Origin of the sequence: Vibrio profundum (assembly GCF_050337555.1) — a bacterium.
Taxonomy (GTDB): Bacteria; Pseudomonadota; Gammaproteobacteria; order Enterobacterales; family Vibrionaceae; genus Vibrio; species Vibrio profundum.
The window spans coordinates 236,861-260,960 of record NZ_JAKJTA010000003.1 but is presented as its reverse complement, the minus strand read 5'-3'; the positions used below and the strand labels follow the sequence as shown (position 1 = coordinate 260,960).

20 protein-coding genes are annotated in these 24,100 nt (G+C 45.1%); 5 read left to right on the top strand and 15 right to left on the bottom strand.

The genetic code is table 11. The features are described from left to right. Nucleotides 1-35 precede the first annotated feature (35 nt). The 5 genes from L4C34_RS01220 to sixA form a co-directional block, all read right to left on the bottom strand. Entirely contained in the window at nt 36-770 is a 735-nt protein-coding gene (locus L4C34_RS01220; RefSeq protein ID WP_428787518.1) for an RNA polymerase sigma factor FliA, read from the bottom strand. After that, nucleotides 763-1,650, bottom strand: coding sequence for a MinD/ParA family protein (locus tag L4C34_RS01215; RefSeq protein ID WP_428787517.1), 888 nt, complete (start codon nt 1,648-1,650; stop codon nt 763-765). Before L4C34_RS01215 ends, L4C34_RS01220 begins: the two co-directional genes overlap by 8 nt. A gap of 13 nt (nt 1,651-1,663) precedes the next feature. Beyond that, nucleotides 1,664-3,184, bottom strand: a complete 1,521-nt coding sequence (gene flhF / locus L4C34_RS01210) for a flagellar biosynthesis GTPase FlhF (RefSeq protein WP_428787516.1) — start codon at nt 3,182-3,184, stop codon at nt 1,664-1,666. Nucleotides 3,185-3,236: 52 nt separating this feature from the next. Next, on the bottom strand, nt 3,237-5,330 hold the full coding sequence (flhA, locus tag L4C34_RS01205) for a flagellar biosynthesis protein FlhA (RefSeq protein WP_428787515.1): 2,094 nt from the start codon (nt 5,328-5,330) through the stop codon (nt 3,237-3,239). A 154-nt stretch (nt 5,331-5,484) separates the two neighbouring features. Then, nucleotides 5,485-5,949 carry a phosphohistidine phosphatase SixA gene (gene sixA, locus L4C34_RS01200; RefSeq protein ID WP_428787514.1) on the bottom strand — a complete coding sequence of 155 codons (465 nt, stop codon included), beginning with the start codon at nt 5,947-5,949 and terminating at the stop codon, nt 5,485-5,487. A 256-nt stretch (nt 5,950-6,205) separates the two neighbouring features. Here sixA and L4C34_RS01195 point away from each other — a divergent pair, with 256 nt between their 5' ends. Then, nucleotides 6,206-8,995 carry an insulinase family protein gene (locus L4C34_RS01195; protein WP_428787513.1) on the top strand — a complete coding sequence of 930 codons (2,790 nt, stop codon included), beginning with the start codon at nt 6,206-6,208 and terminating at the stop codon, nt 8,993-8,995. Between the two features lie 53 nt (nt 8,996-9,048). Here L4C34_RS01195 and L4C34_RS01190 read toward each other — a convergent pair whose 3' ends face one another. After that, on the bottom strand, nt 9,049-9,672 hold the full coding sequence (locus tag L4C34_RS01190; RefSeq protein WP_428787512.1) for a VOC family protein: 624 nt from the start codon (nt 9,670-9,672) through the stop codon (nt 9,049-9,051). 200 nt (nt 9,673-9,872) lie between these two features. Between L4C34_RS01190 and argS the strand changes: the two genes are divergently transcribed. Then, on the top strand, nt 9,873-11,606 hold the full coding sequence (gene argS / locus L4C34_RS01185) for an arginine--tRNA ligase (RefSeq protein ID WP_428787511.1): 1,734 nt from the start codon (nt 9,873-9,875) through the stop codon (nt 11,604-11,606). Nucleotides 11,607-11,848: 242 nt separating this feature from the next. Here argS and feoB (L4C34_RS01180) read toward each other — a convergent pair whose 3' ends face one another. Both feoB (L4C34_RS01180) and L4C34_RS01175 read right to left on the bottom strand, forming a co-directional pair. After that, nucleotides 11,849-14,200, bottom strand: a complete 2,352-nt coding sequence (gene feoB, locus L4C34_RS01180; RefSeq protein ID WP_428787510.1) for a Fe(2+) transporter permease subunit FeoB — start codon at nt 14,198-14,200, stop codon at nt 11,849-11,851. Nucleotides 14,201-14,245: 45 nt separating this feature from the next. Further along, a complete protein-coding gene (locus L4C34_RS01175) occupies nt 14,246-14,473 on the bottom strand; it encodes a FeoA domain-containing protein (protein WP_428787509.1) in 228 nt (75 codons plus the stop codon). A 381-nt stretch (nt 14,474-14,854) separates the two neighbouring features. Between L4C34_RS01175 and L4C34_RS01170 the strand changes: the two genes are divergently transcribed. Then, nucleotides 14,855-15,286 carry an HIT domain-containing protein gene (locus L4C34_RS01170; RefSeq protein ID WP_428787508.1) on the top strand — a complete coding sequence of 144 codons (432 nt, stop codon included), beginning with the start codon at nt 14,855-14,857 and terminating at the stop codon, nt 15,284-15,286. A gap of 303 nt (nt 15,287-15,589) precedes the next feature. Then, nucleotides 15,590-16,576 (top strand): ABC transporter substrate-binding protein, encoded by a 987-nt coding sequence (locus L4C34_RS01165; RefSeq protein ID WP_428787507.1) that lies wholly within the window; start codon nt 15,590-15,592, stop codon nt 16,574-16,576. 114 nt (nt 16,577-16,690) lie between these two features. On the opposite strand, the gene L4C34_RS01160 is transcribed toward L4C34_RS01165, so the two are convergent. The 3 genes from L4C34_RS01160 to L4C34_RS01150 are packed head-to-tail and all read right to left on the bottom strand — an operon-like array spanning nt 16,691 to nt 19,415. After that, nucleotides 16,691-16,921, bottom strand: a complete 231-nt coding sequence (locus tag L4C34_RS01160; RefSeq protein ID WP_428787506.1) for a FeoC-like transcriptional regulator — start codon at nt 16,919-16,921, stop codon at nt 16,691-16,693. Further along, entirely contained in the window at nt 16,918-19,188 is a 2,271-nt protein-coding gene (feoB, locus tag L4C34_RS01155) for a Fe(2+) transporter permease subunit FeoB (protein ID WP_428787505.1), read from the bottom strand. Before feoB (L4C34_RS01155) ends, L4C34_RS01160 begins: the two co-directional genes overlap by 4 nt. Next, a complete protein-coding gene (locus tag L4C34_RS01150) occupies nt 19,185-19,415 on the bottom strand; it encodes a FeoA family protein (protein ID WP_428787504.1) in 231 nt (76 codons plus the stop codon). The genes feoB (L4C34_RS01155) and L4C34_RS01150 overlap by 4 nt, the downstream gene beginning before the upstream one ends. 245 nt (nt 19,416-19,660) lie before the next feature. Here L4C34_RS01150 and L4C34_RS01145 point away from each other — a divergent pair, with 245 nt between their 5' ends. Then, a complete protein-coding gene (locus tag L4C34_RS01145; protein ID WP_428787503.1) occupies nt 19,661-20,083 on the top strand; it encodes a hypothetical protein in 423 nt (140 codons plus the stop codon). Between the two features lie 58 nt (nt 20,084-20,141). Here L4C34_RS01145 and purF read toward each other — a convergent pair whose 3' ends face one another. From purF to folC, 4 genes are all read right to left on the bottom strand, one after another. After that, complete coding sequence (purF, locus tag L4C34_RS01140) at nt 20,142-21,656, bottom strand: amidophosphoribosyltransferase (protein WP_428787502.1); 1,515 nt, start codon at nt 21,654-21,656, stop codon at nt 20,142-20,144. Nucleotides 21,657-21,689: 33 nt separating this feature from the next. After that, nucleotides 21,690-22,181 carry a CvpA family protein gene (locus L4C34_RS01135; protein ID WP_428787501.1) on the bottom strand — a complete coding sequence of 164 codons (492 nt, stop codon included), beginning with the start codon at nt 22,179-22,181 and terminating at the stop codon, nt 21,690-21,692. A 61-nt stretch (nt 22,182-22,242) separates the two neighbouring features. Then, nucleotides 22,243-22,803: an SPOR domain-containing protein gene (locus L4C34_RS01130; RefSeq protein WP_428787500.1), complete on the bottom strand. Its 561-nt coding sequence runs from the start codon at nt 22,801-22,803 to the stop codon at nt 22,243-22,245. Then, on the bottom strand, nt 22,804-24,069 hold the full coding sequence (folC, locus tag L4C34_RS01125; protein ID WP_428787499.1) for a bifunctional tetrahydrofolate synthase/dihydrofolate synthase: 1,266 nt from the start codon (nt 24,067-24,069) through the stop codon (nt 22,804-22,806). Nucleotides 24,070-24,100: the final 31 nt, after the last annotated feature.

The window sequence follows — 24,100 nt, the reverse complement described above, 5'->3', positions numbered from 1 at the left end:
CAAAATTGCCTCCACTGAGTTTGAGTTCAGTGATGTTATTCATATTCCGTCCAAGCACTCAACTTCGTGCGTAGACGCTGCATGGATTGACTTAGTATTTGGCTAACGCGAGACTCGCTAACTCCAATTACCGCACCAATTTCCTTTAAATTTAATTCTTCATCATAATACAGTGAAAGAACTAAAGCTTCACGCTCAGGCAAGGTTTTTATTGCCTCGATCAATGATGTTCTAAACGAATCGTCGGCAACCCCTTTAAATGGAGAATCATGCTCTTCTTCATCAACAGGAGATATCGCATCGTCTGATATACCTAAGTCTTCTATACCCACTAATCTAGAACTACTGATATCCTTCACTGCGCTGTGATACTGATCAAGTGAAAGTCCCATATGCGCTGCAACCTCGGAATCAGTCGGGTCTCGGTTAAGTTCTCCTTCAAGTATAGAGATAGCTTGATTTATTTCCCGATTGTTTTTGTGTACCGATCTTGGCACCCAATCTCCCCGACGAATATCATCAAGCATAGCACCTCGAATCCGGATACCTGCATACGTGTCAAAACTGGCTCCCTTACGGCTATCATAATTTTTCTGCGCTTCAAGCAGGCCTATCATTCCTGCTTGAATTAAATCTTCGACTTGCACGCTCGGAGGCAAACGACCCAGTAGGTGATGCGCGATACGCCTGACCAACACCGAGTACTTTTCTAAGAAAGCACGCTGGTTCGTTTGGTTAGCATATTGGTCGTAAGTTAGCGCTTTATTCACCAAAAGGTTCCTCTAAAGTCTCAGTTCCATTTACTAAGCGTTCTACAAAGAACTCTAAATGTCCACTCGGCGCACTAGGGATTGGCCAAGTTAACGCCTTGTTAGCCAGTGAACCCAGTGCAAGGGCCGCAGGTGAACGCGGGAAAGCATCCACAACAATTTTTTGCTTTTTCACTGCCTGCCGCACTTTATCGTCCAGCGGGATACATGCAACCAACTCAATACTCACATTCAAAAAACGTTCGGTGACTAGAGTCAATTTTGCAAATAGCTCCCTTCCTTCACGATAGCTCCTAACCATATTGGCGACAATTTTAAATCGCTGCACATGATGCTCTTTGCTCAATAATTTGATCAAGGCATAAGCGTCAGTAATTGATGTCGGCTCATCACACACCACGACCAGTACGTCCTGCGCTGCGCGCGCAAAACTCACCACCATGTCGGATATGCCTGCCGCTGTATCAATCAGCAGCACGTCCATTTCATCTTCTAAGCTGCCAAAGGCGCGAATCAAACCAATATGTTCCGCGGAACTGAGCTCAGTCATCGACTTAGTCCCTGAAGTCGCTGGAATAATCTTGATGCCATGAGGGCCTTCCACTATCGCCTCGTGCAGCTCACATTCCCCAGCCAAAACGTGCCCTAAATTACGTTTAGGCCGAATTCCGAGCATAATATCAATATTGGCTAAGCCCAAATCTGCGTCAAGCACCATGACCCTTTTCCCTTGCCGTGCCATGCAAATGGCCAGCCCTAAAGTCACGTTTGATTTACCCACGCCGCCTTTGCCACCAGTAACCGAAATGACCTTGGTGAGTGATGGCTGTGTTAAGCGGCGCAAGCCGCTCGCTTGGTCATGTATCATATTATCTGTCATAATTGTATGCCGCTTAGAGCCCTTCTGCCTCACTATTCCAGTAATGAGGTTCATTTTCTGTCGACTTTTCCAATAACGCGTTTGCTTTCGCTACCATATATTTCGGTTGGGCAATTACAATATCTTCAGGTACCCGCTGACCGTTCGCTATGTATGCGACAGGAAGCGAGTTTTGCACAACCACGCTCACAAATTCCCCTAAACTCAATGACTCATCCAACTTCGTCATGATGCAGCCAGATAAAGGAATCCGCCTAAAATGATCAATGGTTTCTTGTAAAACTTTCCGTTGAGCCGTGGCCGGCAATACCAAATAGCTGTGGATCACTTCGCCGCTATCTTGCATCAAAGTATCGAGTTGCTCAGTCAAACGAACGTCTCTTTGCCCCATTCCCGCCGTATCCACTAGAACCAAACGGCGATTACGCAACTGGTAAATCACCTCGGCTAACTCTCTTGAATCTTTCGCTACTTTGACAGGGCAACCCATAATGCGACCGTAAATAGATAACTGCTCGTGCGCGCCAATCCGATAAGTATCTGTAGTAACTAAAGCCACGTTATCTGCGCCATATTCCATTGCAGCTCTCGCCGCAAGTTTTGCAATAGTCGTCGTTTTTCCAACGCCCGTCGGGCCAAGTAGTGCCACGACACCACCACGTTTTAAGACATCTTGTTTGGAAATAGGTATTTGGTCTGAAACTAAACCGAGCAAAGCCTTCCAAGCTTTCGGTGGTGGGGTCGTTTCTGGGATATAACAGGCTAACTGATCAGCTAAATCAAGCGAGACGCCCATTCGTTCTAACCGCTTGATTAACATCGCGCGAAGTGGCTCTCTGCGTTCGACTTCCTGCCACATCAACCCGGAGACTTGATGCTCTAACAAACGTCGGATCGACACCATTTCTTCACGCATCTGCTCGAATTCTTCATTGCCCATAGCGGGCTCATCGAGCTTATTTCTTTCATAGCGTGTCGGGTCAAGTTTTGGCGAGCGAGAAGCTGTTGATTGGGGACCACGCTCTTCGGCAAGCAGTTTCGCCAACGGAGAGTCTTCACGAATTTTCAAGCCACTGTTTGAGTTCTGATTCTCTGTACGAGAGCGGGTTTGTCTGTGCATCAAAGCAGATAAGGAGTCTTCTTCGCCTCCTGCATTATCAGTCTGCTCTAAACCATTTTGCGCGTATTGATGCAACATGTTAGCAAACTTGTCATTCTTCGATTTGCTAGATTTCGCGCCATTTAAACTGACCCGATCATCATCCAATTGACGACTTGACGCTCTAACTGGAGGAGCAGACATTTGCGAATGAGGAGCATGATTAGGGGCTTGGGAGCGAACATGTCTGTCTTCTTTTTGAGGTGCAGATGCTTTTGAAATATTTGCTGCTTGATCGCCATCTACCGCCGCGACAATTTCCACGCCACCGGCGACCTTTTTATTCGACATAATAACCGCGTCAGAACCCAACTCCTCTTTCACTTGGAGCAAAACTGAACGCATGTCTTTGGCAAAAAAGCGTTTAATCTTCAAAATAAATATCCGTTTTCTGTAGCTTTATTCAAGAGCTTACCCAGGTGAAGAACTAGTTGCCAACGGCCTGTACTATTCTTATTTGTTTTTCGTCTGGAATCTCTTGATATGATAGTACCCTTAACGACGGAATCGTATTTTTTACGAATTTAGCTAAGGTTGAGCGCAGCACTCCCGACGTTAATAAGACCGCCGGTTCGCCTTTCAACTCTTGTTCTTGAGTAGCTTGGCTCAGTGACGACTGCAACCGCTCTGCTAATCCCGGCTCAATCCCCGCTGACTCACCTCCCGCCGCTTGCATTGTTTGATGCAATATTTGTTCCAGCTCCGGTATCAACGTAATCACTGGAAGCTCAGGATCTATACCATTGATTTCCTGAACAATAAGTCGTTTCAATGCGATTCGAGATGCCGCGGTAAGTATGTCAGGTTCTTGACTCTTACTTGAGTACTCAGAGAGCGTTTGGATAATGGTACGAATATCTCGGATAGGGATCGCTTCATGCAGCAAATTTTGTAGTACTTTCACCACAACGCCTAACGACAACTGATCTGGAACAAAGTTTTCGACCAACTTTGGTGTGGTGCGCCCCAACATTTCCAGCAAATTTTGTACTTCTTCATGGCCCAAGAGCTGCGCCGCGTTGTTGGTCAAAAGTTGGCTTAGATGAGTTGCCAATACCGTTGATGAGTCGACTACGGTGTAACCAAGCGCCTGAGCGTGCTCACGTTGATCTTCGCGAATCCAGACCGCTTCAAGCCCGAACGCTGGGTCCATGGTTTGCTCACCATCAATCATGCCGTACACTTGTCCTGGGTTAATCGCGAGTTCCTGATCTGGCCGTATCTCTGCCTCACCGACAGCGACACCCATTAAGGTGATGCGATAACTGTTGGGAGTCAGTTCCAGGTTATCCCGAATATGTACTGCGGGTATCAAAAAACCAAAATCTTGCGACAGTTTTTTTCTCACCCCTTTAACTCTTTCCAGCAACTCTCCACCTTGATCTCTATCCACCAGCGGAATTAAACGGTAGCCCACTTCCAACCCAATGATATCGACAGGCTGCACATCATCCCAAGACAACTCTTTTTGTTTCGGAGCATCGGCCTCTGCAGGCAATGCCTCTTTTGGTTCTTCTAGTGCTTTTTTCTGCTTTCGAATCAACCAATAGGCGCTTGCCCCTGCAATAATTGCAAGCAACAGAAACGCAAAGTGAGGCATCCCAGGTACTAACCCTAAAATTGCCAAGATACACGCAGTAATCGTGAGCGCTTTTGGGTTGTCAAACATCTGAAAGACAACTTGTTGACCCATATCCGCATCCGTGTTCTGCCTTGTAACCATGATGGCCGCACCGATCGACAACAAGAGCGACGGGATCTGGGCGACCAAGCCGTCACCGATTGTCAGCAAGGTGTAGATACGTACCGCTTCGCCAAAGCCCAACCCATATTGAATCATACCAATAGAAAGGCCACCGATAATGTTGATAAACAGTATCAATATCCCTGCGATTGCATCCCCTTTTACAAACTTTGACGCACCATCCATCGAACCATAGAAGTCTGCTTCTTGCGTGACTTCAGAGCGGCGGAGTCTCGCCTGATCTTGATCGATGAGACCGGCATTTAAATCAGCATCAATGGCCATTTGCTTACCGGGCAAGGCATCAAGAGTAAAACGCGCACTCACTTCAGAAATACGCCCTGCACCTTTAGTCACAACCATAAAGTTAATGATCATTAAGATCATAAATACGACAAGACCGACAGCGTAGTTACCACCAATCACCACACTACCAAAAGACTCAATCACCTTACCAGCCGCGCCCGGCCCTTCATGCCCGTACAATAGAACGACACGCGTGGAGGCAACGTTCAGGGCCAAGCGAAGCAAAGTAGAAATAAGCAGAACAGTTGGAAATGCAGCAAAATCAAGCGGTCTTCGTGTGTAAACGGTGACGAGAAGGATCACCATGGCTAACGCGATATTGAAAGTAAAAAATAAATCGAGAAAAATTGCTGGGATGGGTAAAACCACCATCGCCAAGCTCGCAAGGACCATGATGGGCGCACCAATCGCAGGCATGGCACGTTGAGGTATAGAAGGCAGTTTGTCAGCAAATGGGAGTGAGAACTTCATAAAGGCGTTAATGCAAACTCTTAACTTTTAATTGGTTAGAGTGAGAATGCAATAATTAGTCCAGCCAATGCGTCAAGTTTATGACAGTGTGAAAGCCTGTTGAACTGGGCAGCACTACAGGCTTTTAAGGATTATCTATGGGGAGAGCATGTCGCTAATTGTTCAAGTGCCACAGTAGATCACCCTTGCCACTGATTGGGTCGTATTCAATACAGGCAAGTCCTGAAGTAGTAAACATCACCGGTGCCATCGATGGTACAAACTCAGCGGTTAAAAAGCCGACTAATGGTAAATGTGAAACCAATAACAGTCGGTCAAGCTTTTCAACTTCGACTAAAGCAGATACATAATCAAAAACATTTTTTGAGTCTCCGTAAGGAGTAATATCCTCACACGTATCCAGTTTTTTCGTATCCACAAGATGAGAAACAGTCTGCCACGTCTGCTGAGCACGAACATATGGGCTGACCAATACTTTATCTAACTGCCCAAAGCCTTTTTCCAATGCTCTTTCCACCACAGAAATAGAGTCACTCTGACCACGTTTAGTGAGTGCGCGTTGAGAATCTGATGGTGCGCGGCTCTCCGCTTCACCATGACGCATAATAAAGATTTTCATTTTATAGCCCTAAAACTTGTTAATGCCTAATTTCATTCGAATTACTATCACCTAGTAAAATCACTTATCGTGACCTGATTTTTAAATCCAAAATAATCATAAAACAATCAATTACCTTGCCAAACAAGCCAAGTTTATTAACAATCTAATAGTATAAACGCCACTTATCAAAAATATACCGCAGATCCCCGCTTGATGAGTTGCAGTGAATACCGTCAACGTCATACTTACATAAATATCCCGCCGGAGTCAGATTGTGCACATAAGCCCTAACGATAATAATAAATACCAAGACCTCGTATTAGATAATAATCTAAGGGTAGTGTTAGTTCACGATCCTTCGGCACAAAAATCTGCGGCAGCCTTAACAGTTAACGTTGGTCACTTTGATGACCCTAATGATCGCGAGGGGTTAGCGCACTACGTTGAGCACATGTTATTTTTAGGGACTGAGAAATACCCACAGATGGGTGAGTTCCAACAATATACCAGCCAGCATGGTGGCGCAAACAACGCATGGACAGGTACAGAACACACCAGCTTCTATTTCGACATAGCACCGAACGCATTTGAACAAGGCCTTGACCGATTTAGCCAATTCTTCATAACCCCACTCTTTCATGCAGAAGCCCTCGACAAAGAACGTCAGGCTATTGAATCCGAATATCGGCTCAAGCTCAACGACGACACACGTCGTCTCTATCAAGTTCAAAAAGAAACCATTAATCCAACCCATCCATACGCTAAGTTCTCCGTCGGTAACCTCGTGACTCTTGCAGATAATGATCAAGGGACGATTCGCGACGAGATTATGGACTTTTACTACCGACAGTATTCTGCCGATTTAATGACTCTTACATTGGTCGGGGCACACTCATTGGAGGAAATGGAGCTATGGGTTCAAACAAAATTTAGTATCATAAAAAACCTGAACCTAGCTGGTAAACAAGTGGAGGCTCCTTACGTCACTCCGCAAGAAGTGGCGACCTTTGTCCAAATCGAGCCAATAAAAGAAATCCGAAAGCTGATCCTCACCTTTCCCCTTGAACAGCAAGAAGACAGTTACCAAGCCAAACCTTTGTCCTATTTTGCACATCTAGTTGGCTATGAAGGAAAAGGCAGCTTAATGAATGCTCTGCACGACAAGGGCTGGATCACCTCGCTTTCTGCTGGCCGTGGGGCCAGCGGCAGTAATTATCGCGAGTTTAGTATCAGCTGCTCACTAGAGCCTGAAGGACTAGAGAATATCGATAACATATGCCAAGCCGTATTCGATTACTTACGTCTCATTACATCAAACGGAATGCAAGAATGGCGCTATCAAGAGAAGAAAGCCGTTCTAGAAGCCGCATTTCGCTTCCAAGAACCAATCCCAGCTCTTGATCTTGCGAGCCAGTTATCGGTGAGTATGCAGTATTACGACTCACGTGATGTCGTTTATGGCGACTACATGATGCAGGAATATCGTGAGCAGCAGCTGCTCGATACGGCTCAACATTTTACCCCCGACAACCTTCGTATTACTGTCATTGCCCAAGATCAGCACTACGATCGTGAAGCAAAGTGGTATTTCACCCCTTATTCAGTGCAGCCAATATCAGCCGAATCTAAAGCACATTTTCTGAAAGCCAGTAACCTACCCTTTGAGTTACCTGAGAAAAACCCATATGTGTGTTATTCACTTGATCCTGCCATGCCTCACTCCGGTGACGATCAATCAGAGAGCCCGAAACCAAGCATTATTGAAGATTTACCCGGTTTTCGTTTATGGCACCTGCAAGATGGACAATTCCAAGTACCTAAAGGCGTGATATTCATCGCGATCGATAGCCCTGCCGCGGTTCAAAATCCGCGTAATATCGTCAAAACGCGCTTATGTGTCGAGATGTTTTTAGATTCACTCAACGATGATACCTATCAAGCAGAAATTGCAGGGATGGGGTACAACTTATATACCCATCAAGGTGGAGTGACCTTAACCATTTCCGGCTTCGCGCAAAAACAGGCCGAATTGCTTCGCCTTATTATTCAACGCTTTGGTAAGCGAGATTTCCAACCACGGCGATTTGATCTGATTAAACAGCAATTATTACGCTATTGGGGTAACGCGCAACAAGACAGACCTGTATCGCAACTGTTCAACGCCATGACAGGTATCTTACAGCCCAATAATCCACCCAAAGCCGCTCTCATTGAAGCGCTGCACACCATTGAAGCCGATGAACTTCCAAGCTTCGTTGACGAAATCTTATCTGAATTACAAATCGAAATGTTTGTCTATGGCGACTGGAGCAAACAAGGCGCACTTGCACTAGGCGAAGAACTGAAAGATGCCCTGCGGGTCCCAGAGCAAAAATATGAAGAAGCGTTTCGTCCGCTCGTCATGCTTGGAGAAAACGGCACCTTTCAGCACCAAGTTGACACAAACCAAGATGACTCTGCCATCATAGTCTACTACCAATGTGACGACATAGAACCGCGTAGTGTCGCTCTATATTCTTTGGCTAACCAGCTGATGTCGGCGACCTTTTTCCATGAAATTCGCACCAAGCAACAGTTAGGCTATATGGTCGGAACAGGCAATATGCCCCTGAACCGTCATCCCGGCATTGTGCTCTATGTTCAATCACCCAATGCCGCGCCCACCGATTTAATTCGCTCGATTGATGAGTTTCTCAATGCCTTTTATATGGTTCTTCTCGAACTCAACGATTACCAATGGCACAGCAGTAAAAAGGGGCTTTGGCACCAGATCGCCACGCCGGACAAAACACTTCGAACCCGCGCCCAAAGACTTTGGGTCTCAATTGGTAATAAAGATGAACAGTTCGACCAACGTGAACAAGTACTAGAAGCGCTCAAAGACCTGAGCCGAAGTGACATGATTCGCTTTGTGGTCACTGAGCTCAAGCCGAGAACAGCTAATCGATTGATCTTACACACTAAAGGAAAATCGCATTTAGAAGACGAAAACTTGCATCTTGGTAACGAAATTGCCTCTATCGAGGCCTTTCAATTACGGCCGAAAGATTATGACGTGGGTTAATATACCCAAGTGACCGATAGGGCTTGGGTATGAAAAATAATTCTAAGCCCTAATTATCGCTCAGATTCCACCACCGCTTTCAGGCTGTGTGGATGAAGTTTGATACAGACTCCATCCCATTTAAACGCGACCGTCGGGTTCGATAAACGTTCATTTTCCCCTTGCGGACTAGAAAGCTTTACCTGAATACCTTGATCGCCCAACCTAGCGAAATTACTCGAGAATTCAGGAAACTGCTGCTTAAGGTCAGACAAATACTGCTCAGCCGATTGTACATGAGAAGGTTGCACATGAGAAAGTTGGGCATGAGAAGGCACGACAAATTCAACATGTTCCCAATCCTGAGATGGATAGATTTTACCCGGCGCAGGATACGGTAACTCTAAACACTCCACCTGCCATTGCCCTACTGAAAACGGTTGGTCAAACTCTAGCACGACGATCGGCCGACCGTTAACCTGCCCTTTTGAGATAACTTGCGCTTCTTTTTTCCATTCAATTTCTGCCAACTGCGCTAATTTTTCATCATTCACTCGCAAGGCAATATGATCGGCTTGAAATTGACTCAAATCTAAGTGCAGTTGCTGACAAAGCAGACTGATCTTTGCCATAAATTCATCGGCTCGATTACGCATCTGATCAGGCATCAAACCAGCTTCGCAAAGTAATGTTGACATTTTGAACTATCCAATTTATTGATTTTCACGTAATAGTAACAAAGTTATTGGTAAAAACAGAAAAATACTAATTATCTCCCTACAAGCTAATCGATAAAGTTGATATTATTAGCCAAAGTTTATAAGAAATTCAGCGCCCCTTATTCATCCATTATTGAGAGCGTTGATTTTAGCATTCCAAAGCATTGGGAGAGAAATGCGTGAATATCCAAGCATTAATTAATGATAAAGTGTCTCAAGCTCTTGAAGCAGCAGGTGCACCAGCGGGCACACCAGCTGCCGTAAGACAGTCGGCGAAAGCACAATTTGGCGATTACCAAGCTAACGGCGTGATGGGAGCGGCAAAAAGACTTGGCACTAACCCTCGAGAATTTGCGCAAAAAGTAATTGATGCCTTGGATCTTGACGGCATCGCGAGCAAAACAGAAATCGCTGGCCCTGGCTTTATCAATATCTTCTTGAAAGAAGAGTTCATCGCTGAGCAAGCTGAAAAAGCTTTAGCAGACGAACGCTTAGGTGTGACTGCCGAGCAAACTCAAAACATCGTCGCTGATTACTCTGCACCTAACGTAGCCAAAGAAATGCACGTAGGCCACCTTCGTTCAACCATCATCGGTGACGCAGTGGTTCGCACACTTGAGTTCTTAGGTCATAACGTTATCCGTGCCAACCACATTGGTGACTGGGGTACTCAGTTTGGCATGCTGATCGCAAACCTTGAGCGTAAGCAAAAAGATGGCAACGAAATTTCAATGGAATTGTCTGATCTTGAAGGCTTCTACCGTGAATCCAAAGTCCTTTACGATGAAGACGAAGAGTTTGCCAAAACAGCACGTAACTACGTAGTGAAGCTACAAAGTGGTGATGAGTTCTGCGTTGACATGTGGAAGAAGCTGGTTGAAGTGACCATGGTGCAAAACCAACGCAACTACGACCGTTTGAATGTTTCTCTATCAAATGACAACATCATGGGCGAAAGCATGTATAACGACATGCTTGCTGGCATCGTGGCTGATCTTAAAGACAAAGGTCTAGCGAAAGAAGACGATGGCGCTCAAGTGGTTTTCCTTGATGAGTACAAGAACAAAGACGGCGAGCCAATGGGCGTGATCGTCCAAAAACGCGACGGTGGCTTCCTATACACCACGACAGACATTGCGTGTGCGAAATACCGTTACGAACAGCTAAACGCTGATCGCGTGCTTTACTTCATCGACTCTCGTCAGCACCAGCACCTAATGCAAGCGTGGACTATCGTACGAAAAGCTGGCTACGTGCCAGAAGAAGTATCACTAGAGCACCATGCATTCGGCATGATGCTAGGTAAAGACGGTCGCCCATTTAAGACTCGCGCTGGCGGTACGGTTCGCCTTGCTGATTTGCTTGATGAAGCTGACGAGCGCGCAAGTAAACTGATTGAGTCGAAAAACCCTGAGTTGGACCAAGCAGAAAAAACCAATATCGCGAAAACTGTAGCGACTGCTGCAGTGAAATACGCCGACTTATCTAAGCACCGTACCACTGACTACGTGTTTGACTGGGACAACATGCTAGCGTTTGAAGGCAACACCGCGCCTTACATGCAATACGCGTACACTCGCGTAGCGTCTATTTTCGCTAAAGCAAACATCTCAATGGATGAGCTGTCTGGCGACATCATCATTGGTGATGCGAAAGAAAAAGCACTGATTGCTAAATTACTGCAATTCGAAGAAGCGGTTCACTCTGTCGCTCGTGAAGGCCAGCCACACATTATGTGTAACTACTTGTTCGAGCTTGCCGGTCAATTCTCTAGCTTCTACGAAGCCTGCCCAATTTTGGTTGCGGAGAAAGAAGAAGTGAAAAACAGCCGCTTGAAAATGGCTGCACTAACCGCGAAAACCATCAAGCTTGGCTTGTCGCTTCTAGGCATCGAAACTCTAGAACGCATGTAATCTAAGTTACTAGCCTGAATCAAATAGCGAGAGTGACCTCTCGCTATTTTTTTATCATTAAGTTAGGAAGTGCTGCTGGTTTAACAGTTTCCAACTAAAAGCATAACCGCTGAGAGGTTAACCAATAATTTGTAACTACTCAGACGTAATTATCTGTAGACAATAATTGTCAGGCTAGATCAAAAAAGGCTGACTCGCGCCAACCTTTTTAATACTCTTCTTTGCTATTAACTAGCTACCAATTAACCACAGCATGAGCTGCTTTTTTGGTTCGGAGAGCAACAAGTACCATCTGATGTCACCATCTTGATCGGGATATATTGCGAGTTCATTTTCTTCTCTTGGGTCTTCAACCAACCAAAGAAAGCAATCAAGAACGCAGCAATTCCGAGCAGCCAATATGTACTACTGGTTGGGTGGGAACTGAACGTCGCCACCTGATAGAAGGCCACGCCACTACAATAAGCAATCGCTGTTCCCCAAAAAGCAGCCAAGCTTGCCCAGCCAAGAGAGCTTTCTCGAGCGCCCGCACCAAATGTCGAGACACAAGGCATATACAGCAAAATAAACAACAAGTAAGCAAAGGCGCTGATCGGTCCACCGAATTTCGCGACCATATTGCCCATCGCTGTATGCCCTAGGTTAGCATCCGCTTCACTGGCTTTAAATGGGTTACTTAAGGCACTGAAGCTAAAGGTATCTTTCAGTCCATCGACCGTGTCTTGCCAAGCTTGATCCATCTGGCCCCAAAAATCGAAACCGTCTTCACTGGCTGCCGTTGTCGGTGGTGCGTAAAGCGTGTTTAGCGTACCTACGACCACTTCTTTCGCCAAAGTACCTGTGATAAGTCCCACTGTCGCTGGCCAGTTATCTTGCTCAATACCCATTGGGTGGAACACGGGCGTGATCACACGGCTTATCTCAGACAAAGCAGAGTGCTGAATTTCAGTGCCGTCGATACTTTTTCCAGAAAGGGTAATGCTGTTCAAGCCACTCACGATGATACAAATTGGGATGATGTAACGACCCGCTTTCAGCAAGAAGCCTTTTAAACGGTGCCACGTCAGCATCAATATCGTTTTCAAGTTCGGTGCGTGATAAACCGGCAGCTCCATGACGAAAGGTTCAGCTTCACCTTTAAGTACCGTTTTTCTAAATATCAACCCAGTAAGAATTGCTACGCAGATCCCAGTCAAGTAGAGCAAGAAGATCACTGTGCCTCCAGAAGAGCCAAAGAACGCCGAAGCAAACACACCAAAAATAGCCAATCGCGCACCGCATGACATAAACGGCACCATCACAATAGTCAGCAAGCGCTCGCGAGGGCTAGACAAAGTACGCGTTGCCATGATCGCCGGTGTGTTACAGCCAAAGCCAATGATCATAGGGACAAACGATTTACCTGGCAGGCCCACCCATTGCATTAACCTGTCCATCACAAACGCAGCGCGAGTCATGTAGCCAGAGTCTTCCAATAGCGATAAGAACAAAAACATTAAGCCAATCTGTGGAATAAACGGCAAAATCGTGTTGATACCACTGCCTAGACCTGTCGCTAATAAGGATATAACCCACGCTGGAGCATGCATCTGTGTTAGCAACCAACCGGTTCCGTTCATAAAGATGGTGGCGGAGCCTTCATCAAAAATGGGCTGCAAAGCGCCACCAATGTTTATCGACAAAACAAACATCAGATACATGACGAGTAGAAAGAATGGCACGCCTAAATAACGATTCAGCGCCACGCTATCAATCATCTCAGTTAACGTATGACTTTTATAAGAGCGATAATCGGTGCAGCTGGCTAAAATAGCCGACACCATTTGATAGCGGCTATCCGCCATCGTCAATTCTGCAATGATGTCTTGCTCGGCAAGCCGCTCTCGCACTGCGTCCGTTGCTTTCAGAGTCTCAGGCTGGCCAGCCGCACGCATATGTGCCAGCACATCCCCTTCTAACAGGCGTAATGCAAAAGTCAGATCGGTGGCGAAAGGATGTTCAAAGCGGGCATCAAATGTATCAACAATTTCGCCGCATGCGTTCATGATTTCGTCTGGATAGTGAATTTCTGTTGATGAGATTGCTTTACTCTGCGCGACGTCAAGAATGGCTGTTTTTAACTCACTGATACCTTCGCGCTTCGTAGTCGTCATTGGCACGACGGGGCAACCAAGATGCTCAGACAATGCCTTAATATCAACTTCAATATTCTGCTTTTTAGCAATATCGACCATGTTCAGCGCCACGACACAAGGAACTTTCATCTCCAGCAACTGCATAGTGAGATACAAGTTACGTTCTAGGTTAGCTGCGTCGACGATATTCACAATCACATCATGTTGCGGTGACAAAATATATTCACACGCTATCTGCTCATCAATCGAGTTTTCTTTGGAAACTGAGCTCAGTGAATAAGTTCCGGGTAGGTCAACAACAGTAATATCATGCTGCTGATAACTAAGCCGCCCTTCCTTCTTGTCGACCGTTACCCCAGACCAGTTACCGACTCTCTGGTTAGATCCCGTAAGCAAATTAAATAACGTGGTTTTGCCGCAGTTGGGATTGCCTGCAATACCAATAGTGAAAGAAGACATAAAAATAAGTCCTAAAAGAGTATGGATTGGTAGTCAGTAATCGCGTTAAGAGGCACTTTCAAAAGCAATCGCATCAAGTTCGACTTTACGAATGCTCAATCGAAAGCGTTTTACTTCAATAAGAAGAGGATCGCCCATCGGCGCAACACGGCAGACTTTGAACGTCGCCCCTGGGATCATTCCCATCGTCATCAGCTTATGTCGATAGGAAGACTGAATATCTTTTTGAAAACCGATAATTTTATAGTTGGAACCAGCATGACAAGTTTGCATAACAACATCCGAACAGAAACATTAACCCGTTAATCAAACTTAGCGAAGAAGACATCGAATGCTCTAAAACATTCCAGTGATAGCAGAGGCCAAGTCGTATAACGAACACACAGTTTATCTATATCTCATTACCGCTCTAAATAGACTTGGCAATAAGAACGGTTATCATTCTACTTATCATTAACTTTCTGTCACGAAAAAGGCGCCAATCCTGACCTTATCCTGACATAAATTTTTACGTATTATAATATTTAATAATTCCATTAAAATGGTAATGATTAAACGAATGGTTAAGTTGATTCTATCGCGATTTTGTAATCTCGTAGGGATTCGGTTAGTCTTTTAGTCCGTCTCATACACTTCTTATTAGGTAAGCCTCGCATGACTTTCTCTCTGCACCCTCAGCTGGCAAACGATACCACTCAAATTGGCGAATTCCCTCTATCGCTGGTGTTATTACATAAAGACTCCGCCGTCCCTTGGCTAATACTCGTACCAAAATGCGCACAAGCAGCTGAGCTTCACCGACTCAGTATGCAAGACCAGCAACAGTTTCTGCTTGAATCTCAAGCCATCAACAAAATGTTAGAAGAAACCTTTCAGCCCGATAAATTGAATCTCGGCGCTCTAGGTAACATGGTGCCGCAGCTCCACATTCATCACATTGCAAGATTCAAACACGACATCGCGTGGCCTGCGCCTATATGGGGGAATACCAAAGGACAGTTCCGCTCACAACAAGAACAAGAAAAGCTGGCAGGTGAAATAAAGCAAGCGCTTGAAGTGAATGACAATTTCGTTGTGTCAGGCTAAATGAATAATGGCAATTGCATACCCTATTTTATTCACCAAACTGAGCTGAAGATTAAATAAGTAACATGTGAAGTGCTCCCCCCCCCCCTCTGAGTGCTCTATTCCTTGATGAGCACTTCATCTATAAGCCCGCCTGAACGCGAACCCAACTAATAACCTGCACCTTTCTTTTTAAAATTAGAGTAATAAACTCGAGCAAATTTAAGGCGTTGCTCCTGCATAAAATCAGACAAGCGTATTTTCTAAAATACGCCTTAATATGTCATATAATTAAACAGACTTATTGCTGAAAAGGCAGCCGAAATGAATAGTGCGTCACTCAAATTGACTATTGCAGTGCTCTTATTACTCACTCCACCTTCCGCTTTGGCTGCTAACGTACTAGTGATCAGCAGCTACCACCCAGAGAGTAGTTGGACGGCAGACTGTCTTAACGGTGTAAAAGACACACTGGGCACCCAGCATGATGTCAACTTTATATATATGGATACAAAACGTAAGCCCCAATCAGAGTACCCACAGATAGCAAAGAAGACTCTCAGGCAGGTAGACAGTATCAAGCCTGACATAGTTATGCTGGCAGATGACAATGCACTGAGTTTTTTAGGCCAGACAATTAGCGACAATCAAATACCGATTGTTTTTTATGGGATAAACAACAACCCCAGGGTTTACTTCGCAACTGAGCGATTACCAGCTAATGTCTATGGCATATTAGAGCGCCACCTTCTTCTTCCTCTAGTACGACACATCAATATCATCGTGCCGATGAAACATCAAAAAGTCCTACTCCTATTTGATGATAGCAACACTTCAAAATCTATAATTGACGTTGAATTAAAGGGAAACAAGAAGTTATTAGTCGATGGAACCAAGCTAAACTGGAAAGTCATTAGCCATTTTGATGACTGGAAAAAAGAAGTCACCTCATCTACTGAACAGTATGACGCCATTATATTAGACACATGGTTTACGCTAAAAGATAACAGATCCAATAAAGTGATTCGTGAAGGCGCTGTTTTAGATTGGACGGGGGCTCACTCACCACTTCCTGTTTTTTCGGTTGTTTCGCGCACCGTCAGTAAAGACAAGGCAGTAGGAGCATTCGTATTGCGTGGATACGATCAAGGAAAAGAAGCAGCGGATATGGTGAACATGCTATTGAATGGCGAAAAACCTAAAAAATTCAAAACGATAAGATCTGGTCAGTTTTACTTAAATCAAACAAATTTAGAAAAATTTAACCTCACTGTACCCGTACATTTAAAACATCGTGCTATCTATAAGTAGGATGACGTTTCGTTCGGTGGCGCCTATTACCTTGGGCGGTATTGAACCCTAATACGTATCGTAGAAAACCGCCAAACCACACCCTTTCAGTAAGCAGCTTGGCGATTGGTTGAACTATAGCATGACCGTTAGAGGAATAGAGGAAGCGTTGCCGGTGCAATAGCGAACACCGATAACACGTTCAGACTTGCTGGTATCAACAAGACGCGTCACTTGGCCGCGTTTTACCCATATATGCATCATCGCTTCCACGCCATCTTCACTCAGCGCAAACTGCTTAGCTAATTCGCTTCTGGACGCTGTCCCGTGCTTTTTTATGTAACTCTGTAGCTGCGCCAAAATCATGCAAATTGCTCCTGTAAAGATTGCTGACGAGCCGTTGCTTTTAATCGTTGATAGACCAAATAGGAAAAAATAATAATACCAATTATCCACGAAAGGCTTTCTACCGGCTCAACCGTTAAGCGGCTTGCTTGGTAGTAGAGTGCAGAGCTGCCGTATGCCAACCCCATCGTCCACACAGCGATAAAACGGGCATATTGGTAGCCAAACTCTCTTACATAGGCCCCCATCGCGGCAACACAAGGAGTGTAGAGCAAGATGAAAATAAGGTAAGAAAAGGCAGCATGACCAGTAACAAAATGCGCCTGTAAGTTTCCAAAGATCGAAGAATCGACCTCTTGCTCCTCTGCCACCTGAGAGGTTTTCTCTAAATCGCCCACTTCTATACCCAATGGATCAGAATAGTTCAATGCCAGCAAGTTATTGGGGATAGACTGCAGTGCTTCTTTAAGGCTACCCAGTAAATCATACTCACTTCCGGTATCATTTGATGTGGTATATAAGTTGTTCAAGGTGCCGACAACGGCTTCTTTGGCGAAAATACCTGTAATGATTCCGACCGTCGCTTGCCAGTTGTCGTTGTTGATACCTATAGGTTCAAACACTGGTGTCACCACTTGAGAGAACTTCGACAATACCGAGTTGTCGCTGTCTTCATTTCCAAAGCTGCCATCCATACCTAGCGAATTAAAAAAACTCAAGATAGTGACCACTAATACTATGGTTTTACCCGCACCAAGCACAAAGCGTTTCAGCTTTTGCCATGTTTTAATCATTACGTTCTGCAGAGTCGGCAGCTCGTAGTCAGGCATTTCCATGATCAAGCTATCGCTTGCACCAGGGTAAAGCGTGTTCTTCAAAATGAGTCCAGTTAACACTGCAGCCACGATCCCTAATAGATAGAGAGCAAATACCACATTTTGACCAAAACCGGGAAAAAATGCGGCGGCAAACAAAGCATAGACAGGCAAACGCGCACCACAAGACATAAACGGAGCCATGGATGCCGCGAGCTTTCTTTCCCGCTCTTGATCGAGTGTTCGAGTCGCCATGATGGCCGGCACATTACACCCAAAGCCAAGCACTAGAGGAACGAACGCTTTACCTGGCAAACCAATCTTCTGCATCACCTTATCTAATACAAACGCTGCTCGTGACATGTATCCCGAGCTTTCCAACCCTGCCAAGAACAAATATAAACAGGCGATCACAGGAATAAAGGTTGCTACGGTTTGGATACCGCCACCCAAGCCATCAGCAATGATAGTCACTAACCAAACAGGTAAATACCCATCGAGAAGATAGTGACCTCCATCCACCAACAAGGCTCCAACACTGATGTCAAAAAAATCAATAAATGCGCTGCCAATATTAATAGAGAACATGAACATCAAATACATGATGAAAAAGAAAAATGGCACACCAACCCATTTATTGAGAATGACGTTATCCACTTTCTGAGTAAAGCTATGGCTGAGCTTTCCTTCTGACTTACGTACTTTGTGACATAGCTGGTGCAAGAAAGTATATTTAGTGTCGGCCACTTGGAGGTCGATATCTACGGTAACGGCGGAACGCTTTTCATTGAGTACATCGCGCGTCACTTCTGCCATCTCGTTGACAACCAAACGATCGTTTTCAAGACTGCGAATTGCCAGCGCTCGAGGCAACACTTTACTATCATTGGGAAATAGCCCTGCGCACTGGTCAATCGCACTTTCTAGCTCATCACCATAGCTTAAGGAGAAATCTTGCAGGGCAACGCCTTGCAATAAAGTTTTATGCAATTGAGCCTTTAGCTTGCTCACTTGATCGCGATTGTTGGCGGATAAAGAAAATACCGGACACCCCAGCGATTTGGTCAATTTTTTAATATCAATCGACTGACGCTCTCGCTTTAGTGCATCCATTTTGTTTAGCACCACCACCATAGGGCGTCCAAGCTCACGCAACTGTAACGTCATATACAAACTGCGCTCTAAGCAAGTCACGTCCACTACATTGATGATCACGTCGCTTTCAAGAGTCAGTACCGCGCGAGAAGCAATAGATTCATCAACGCTGTTGCTATCGTTACCGCTATCTAGCGCATAAATTCCGGGTAAATCCGTGAGGCTAAAGTCATCACCTGCATGTTGATAATACCCAGTTTTCTTTTCTACCGTCACCCCAGCCCAGTTTCCCACTTGCTGCTTAGCACCTGTTAAGCCATTAAATAAGGTGGTTTTTCCGCTATTTGGGTTGCCAACTGTGAGTATCTTGTAATTCATTTTACTTCCTTGACGACGATAGATTGGGCAATGGACTCACGAAGCGCTAGCGTAACACCACGCACTTCAACTTGTAGGGGATCGCCCATGGGTGCTCGTCGAATCAGAGTAATTGGGGTTTGAGGCAGCAGCCCCATGATCATGAGCTTTTTTCTTACATCATTCGATAACTCGCTAAAATCTTGAATGGTGGCACTTTGCCCGTGATGCAACTCTGATAATTTCATAGATACGACCCAACCGATAATGAGAATTGTTATTATTTTCATGCGCAATAGTATACATTTTATCTCTGGGTTGTCTTGTTTTACATCAAAGAAATCAATTATAAATAGGTATTAGTGAACTAAGTCTCTATCCATGTGAATTACGCATACGCAACCTATGGCCGGCATACCCCGCTTTTCTAACCCGTTCACAACGGCTTTAATTGGATCACTACCTATAATTAGAGGGTTCAAAATAGAGGCACATGATGACACTCAACAAAAATGCACATGGCAACTTCACATTTGATTTATTGTATCTGAATGAAAGAATCATAAAACAAGTTGCGACTGGATCGTGGAACATACAAACAGCTGAGGATTGGTTTAGTCAAATCAATATAGTGATTGATGAGCGGCTCTCGGAGACTCAGTGGGCAATACTGAACGATATCACGCGATGGGACCTATGCCCTCCAGATGTCATGGAATATTTCAATCAATGTCTTATCCAGTTCTCTGACAAGAAAATGTGTCGACTCGCGGTGATTACAAAAATGAGCCTGCAGAATATGGCAGCGAAACATTCGACAGAATCAGTCAATGGCACATCGATCATAATCCAATATTTTGCTGAAGAGCAACAAGCGCTGTCGTGGCTAAGAAGTGAGTTAGAGTCGCTTTGCTAGAAATACAAAGGCCTCCGTATAGGAGGCCTTATTTAAACAAATTCAATAACGGATCAGCTTAAGAGCCTTCGTTATGCAATTCCAAGTTTGCCAACTCTTGCTGGATCTCTCGTTGAATCTTAGCGTCATCGCTGCGAAGTGACTCAAGGAAATCTAAATATTTCTGATCGATATCACCAGTCACATACTCGCCGTTAAACACCGACGTTTCAAATTTTTCTATGTCCGTATTACCCATACCAACTGCAGACACTAAATCGTCCAAGGTTTGGAAGATCAGCTCATCAGCACCAATTTGTTTGCAGATAGCGTCGTTGTCTCTGCCGTGTGCAATAAGCTCGTTGGCCGTTGGCATATCAATGCCATAAACATTCGGGAAACGGATTTCTGGAGCCGCTGATACCATGAACACTTTCTTCGCACCTGAATCACGTGCCATCTCAATGATCTGCTCAGATGTGGTGCCGCGAACAATTGAGTCGTCAACCAAAAGAACATTCTTGCCTTTAAACTCAGAACGGATTGCGTTCAGTTTCCGGCGCACTGATTTCTCTCGCTGTTGCTGCCCTGGCATAATAAATGTGCGACCAACATAACGGTTTTTCACAAAGCCTTGGCGGTAAGGTTTATCGATCAGCTGAGCGATTTGCAGTGCAATATCGCAAGAGGTTTCAGGAATTGGAATCACCACATCGATATCTAGGTGAGCGTAGTCTTCGCGAATTCGCTGCCCTAATTTCTTGCCCATTTCAACGCGAGCGCTGTACACCGAAATTTTATCAATAAACGAATCCGGACGAGAGAAGTAAACAAATTCAAAGATACATGGGTTCAGCGTTGGATTGTCCGCACACTGCTGCGTGTATAGCTGACCATCGAAGGTGATATATACGGCTTCACCCGGCGCAACATCACGCATAAAGTCAAAACCAACGGCATCAAGTGCCACTGATTCTGATGCCACCATATATTCTGTGCGGCCATTTTCTTCGCGTTTACCTAGGCACAGAGGACGGATACCATGGGGGTCACGAAATGCCACCAAACCATGCCCAATAATCATGGCCACCACTGCGTAAGCGCCGCGAATGGCACGGTGTACATTGGTTACGGCACGGAAAACATCATCCGTTCCGATATTGCCTTTCATGGTATCGATTTCATGCGCTAAAACATTCAGCAACACTTCTGAATCTGATGTCGTGTTGATATGGCGGCGGTCTTTCTCAAATAACTTTTCACGAATTTCATGAGCGTTAGTGAGGTTACCGTTATGCGCTAGCGTGATACCGAATGGGGAATTGACGTAGAATGGCTGAGCTTCAGAGGCACTAGAGCTCCCCGCTGTAGGATAACGAACATGTCCAACCCCTACGTTTCCTTGAAGACGTTGCATATGCTTAGCTTCAAATACATCTTTCACGAGTCCGTTCGCTTTACGCAGACGGAAACGATTGCTTTCTATGGTACAAATACCCGCAGCATCTTGGCCACGATGCTGCAATACCGTTAATGCGTCATAAATAGACTGGTTTACAGGCGATGCACCCACGATTCCAACAATACCACACATGTCCTAACCCTCGATTTACTGCAATGACTGGCGCTACACAGCGCCAGATAAAAAACTTGAAGTTGCTTGTAAGTGCTCAAAAAACGGCGCTATTATTCGGCTAAACTCAGGAACCAGTGTCGAGGCCTTCCACCAAGGCATGCTTCCAGCACTGGTGAACGCTTCCATAAAAAATAGTAACGCTGACACCACTAATACACCGCGTAAGGCACCGAGAACCGCACCGAGCAATCTATCTGTACCAGAAAGGCCCGTTTTCTGAACCAATTGACTGATGACGTAATTAACAATTGCTCCGACAATCAAAGTTGCGACAAACAATACACCGATTGCCGTGCCATCACGAAATATGCCGTCCTTGATATTGGTAAAGTACACTGCGAGCTTTTGGTAATATTCGCTAGCAATAAAAAAAGCACCAAACCATGTTATCAATGACAAAGCTTCTTTTGCGAAGCCACGAACTAAACTGATCACAGCCGACAAGCCGATCACGCTTAAAATGACAATATCTAACCAATTCATGAATTCTTCATCTTAAGTTGGCGCGCATTTTAACAGAAAAATGCGCCGCGCAAACGTTTTCTTATGGATTTAACGGATTAAATTTAAGCAAACGACCTTTTGAACGAGTGATCTTTTCTAACTCAACCAGTTGCCTTTCTAACTTATCTTTGGATACATTTGGTCCAATGACAACTCGCGTAAAGCCATTTTCCTTTTTGGTATGAGCTTGATAGCCACGCTTTTTCAGGTCTTTCACCAAATTTTCCGCGTTATTTGCATTTTTCAATGCCATCAACTGAATGATCCAAGCACTATCTTTAAACGCTACCTTTGTCGGTACACTCTTAACCGTCACGGCTACTGAGCCCGCAGACAAATGCCCTTCACTTTTCGCTATGGAGTTTACCTCAGCTTTTGTTTCAGCTTGCACTGGAGAAGCAGGAAGTGAAGCGTTATCAACTTCGGGCTTCACAACTTTTACATTGTCTTGCTGGGTCGTGAGATCGGGTTGAATCGGTATGCTTGCAATGCTGTCTTGGTAATGAATTTTTTTTCCATCCAACCAGTCAGGCAAAACTATTACCCCTATCGCTACCAGGATAATAGTGCCAACCAGACGGTTTTGAAACTTGCTTGCCATCTACTTTCCTTTTTTATCCCAATGCTCAAGCACCATTCCCACCGTAAAGAACGAACCTACGACAAGAATCACTTCATCCGATTGCGCTCGCTCGATTGCCGCTTCTAATGCCTTAATTGGATCAGTAAATGTTCCTACACTAGTTGGTAGATATTGGTTCAATTGCTCAGCCGTTGCCGCCCTTTCACCCGTTAGTGATGCCGGATACCAATAAGATGCGACTGGCGTTAATGCTTGCAGCGTTGCTTGAATATCTTTGTCGTGTAACATCGCTACCACCACGTGAACCGCTTTGTTCGGGTAACGTTGCTGGATCTCATGAGACAAATATTCGGCGGATTGAGGGTTATGCGCGACATCAAGTATGATTTCAGGTGCTTGGCTGATCTGCTGCATTCGACCAGGTAGACGTGCAGCTTTTAAACCGTTCACGATATTTACGTCGGTAAGAGCAAGCTCTGAAGCGCCTAATGCCATCAAAGCCGTCGCTGAATTTTGCAGAGGTAAGCTTGGAAGAGGAAGATCCTCAATCAAAAATGAACCACTGCGCCAATTCCAGCTTGTTTCAGAGATTACTTGATAATCATATTGAATTCCGACTTGGTAGAATTCAGCGCCGATATCATCAGCGTGAGCAGGTACGGTCCCCGGCGGTTTTGGCTGACCACAAATGGCAGGTTTACCCGCTCGGTAAATACCCGCTTTTTCATAACCAATTACGTTGATATCGTCTCCAAGCCAATCAACATGATCGATAGCTAAGCTAGTAATCACCGACACATCGTGATCGACAATATTCGTAGCATCTAGGCGACCACCCAAACCAACTTCAAGAAGTACAACTTCAACTTTATTGGACTGAAACATATGTAATGCAGCTAAGGTCGCATACTCAAAGAAGCTCAGCGTAACATCGCCGCGCTGCTTTTCGATATAATCAAATGCCTCTGCATGTCGCTCATCGTCTAGCTCGTGGCCATTGATTCGAACCCGCTCATTGTAACGGATTAAGTGAGGTGAACTGTATACACCAACGGAATACCCTGCATCGAGCAAAATGGCTTCCATTAGGGCACAAGTTGAACCTTTCCCATTAGTTCCAGCGACCGTGATCACAGTCGGCGCAGGCTTAGTCAATTGGGTTTTGGAGGCGACTTTCTCTACTCGTTCGAGTCCGAGATCAATCGCAGAAGAGTGGATACTTGAGAGATAATCAAGCCACACCGATAGAGGCGATGTGGCTTGGGGTATTTGAGAATTCGTCATCTAACTTTTAACCAACATGTTTAAGGTTATA

What these genes read in the sequence shown, in the direction of transcription:
- L4C34_RS01215 (WP_428787517.1), bottom strand. Translation starts at nt 1,650, where the DNA reads ATGACAGATAATATGATACATGACCAAGCGAGCGGCTTGCGCCGCTTA.
- flhA (WP_428787515.1), bottom strand. Translation starts at nt 5,330, where the DNA reads ATGAAGTTCTCACTCCCATTTGCTGACAAACTGCCTTCTATACCTCAA.
- sixA (WP_428787514.1), bottom strand. Translation starts at nt 5,949, where the DNA reads ATGAAAATCTTTATTATGCGTCATGGTGAAGCGGAGAGCCGCGCACCA.
- L4C34_RS01190 (WP_428787512.1), bottom strand. Translation starts at nt 9,672, where the DNA reads ATGTCAACATTACTTTGCGAAGCTGGTTTGATGCCTGATCAGATGCGT.
- feoB (WP_428787510.1), bottom strand. Translation starts at nt 14,200, where the DNA reads ATGTCTTCTTTCACTATTGGTATTGCAGGCAATCCCAACTGCGGCAAA.
- L4C34_RS01175 (WP_428787509.1), bottom strand. Translation starts at nt 14,473, where the DNA reads ATGCAAACTTGTCATGCTGGTTCCAACTATAAAATTATCGGTTTTCAA.
- L4C34_RS01170 (WP_428787508.1), top strand. Translation starts at nt 14,855, where the DNA reads ATGACTTTCTCTCTGCACCCTCAGCTGGCAAACGATACCACTCAAATT.
- L4C34_RS01165 (WP_428787507.1), top strand. Translation starts at nt 15,590, where the DNA reads ATGAATAGTGCGTCACTCAAATTGACTATTGCAGTGCTCTTATTACTC.
- L4C34_RS01160 (WP_428787506.1), bottom strand. Translation starts at nt 16,921, where the DNA reads ATGATTTTGGCGCAGCTACAGAGTTACATAAAAAAGCACGGGACAGCG.
- feoB (WP_428787505.1), bottom strand. Translation starts at nt 19,188, where the DNA reads ATGAATTACAAGATACTCACAGTTGGCAACCCAAATAGCGGAAAAACC.
- L4C34_RS01150 (WP_428787504.1), bottom strand. Translation starts at nt 19,415, where the DNA reads ATGAAATTATCAGAGTTGCATCACGGGCAAAGTGCCACCATTCAAGAT.
- L4C34_RS01145 (WP_428787503.1), top strand. Translation starts at nt 19,661, where the DNA reads ATGATGACACTCAACAAAAATGCACATGGCAACTTCACATTTGATTTA.
- purF (WP_428787502.1), bottom strand. Translation starts at nt 21,656, where the DNA reads ATGTGTGGTATTGTTGGAATCGTGGGTGCATCGCCTGTAAACCAGTCT.
- L4C34_RS01135 (WP_428787501.1), bottom strand. Translation starts at nt 22,181, where the DNA reads ATGAATTGGTTAGATATTGTCATTTTAAGCGTGATCGGCTTGTCGGCT.
- L4C34_RS01130 (WP_428787500.1), bottom strand. Translation starts at nt 22,803, where the DNA reads ATGGCAAGCAAGTTTCAAAACCGTCTGGTTGGCACTATTATCCTGGTA.
- folC (WP_428787499.1), bottom strand. Translation starts at nt 24,069, where the DNA reads ATGACGAATTCTCAAATACCCCAAGCCACATCGCCTCTATCGGTGTGG.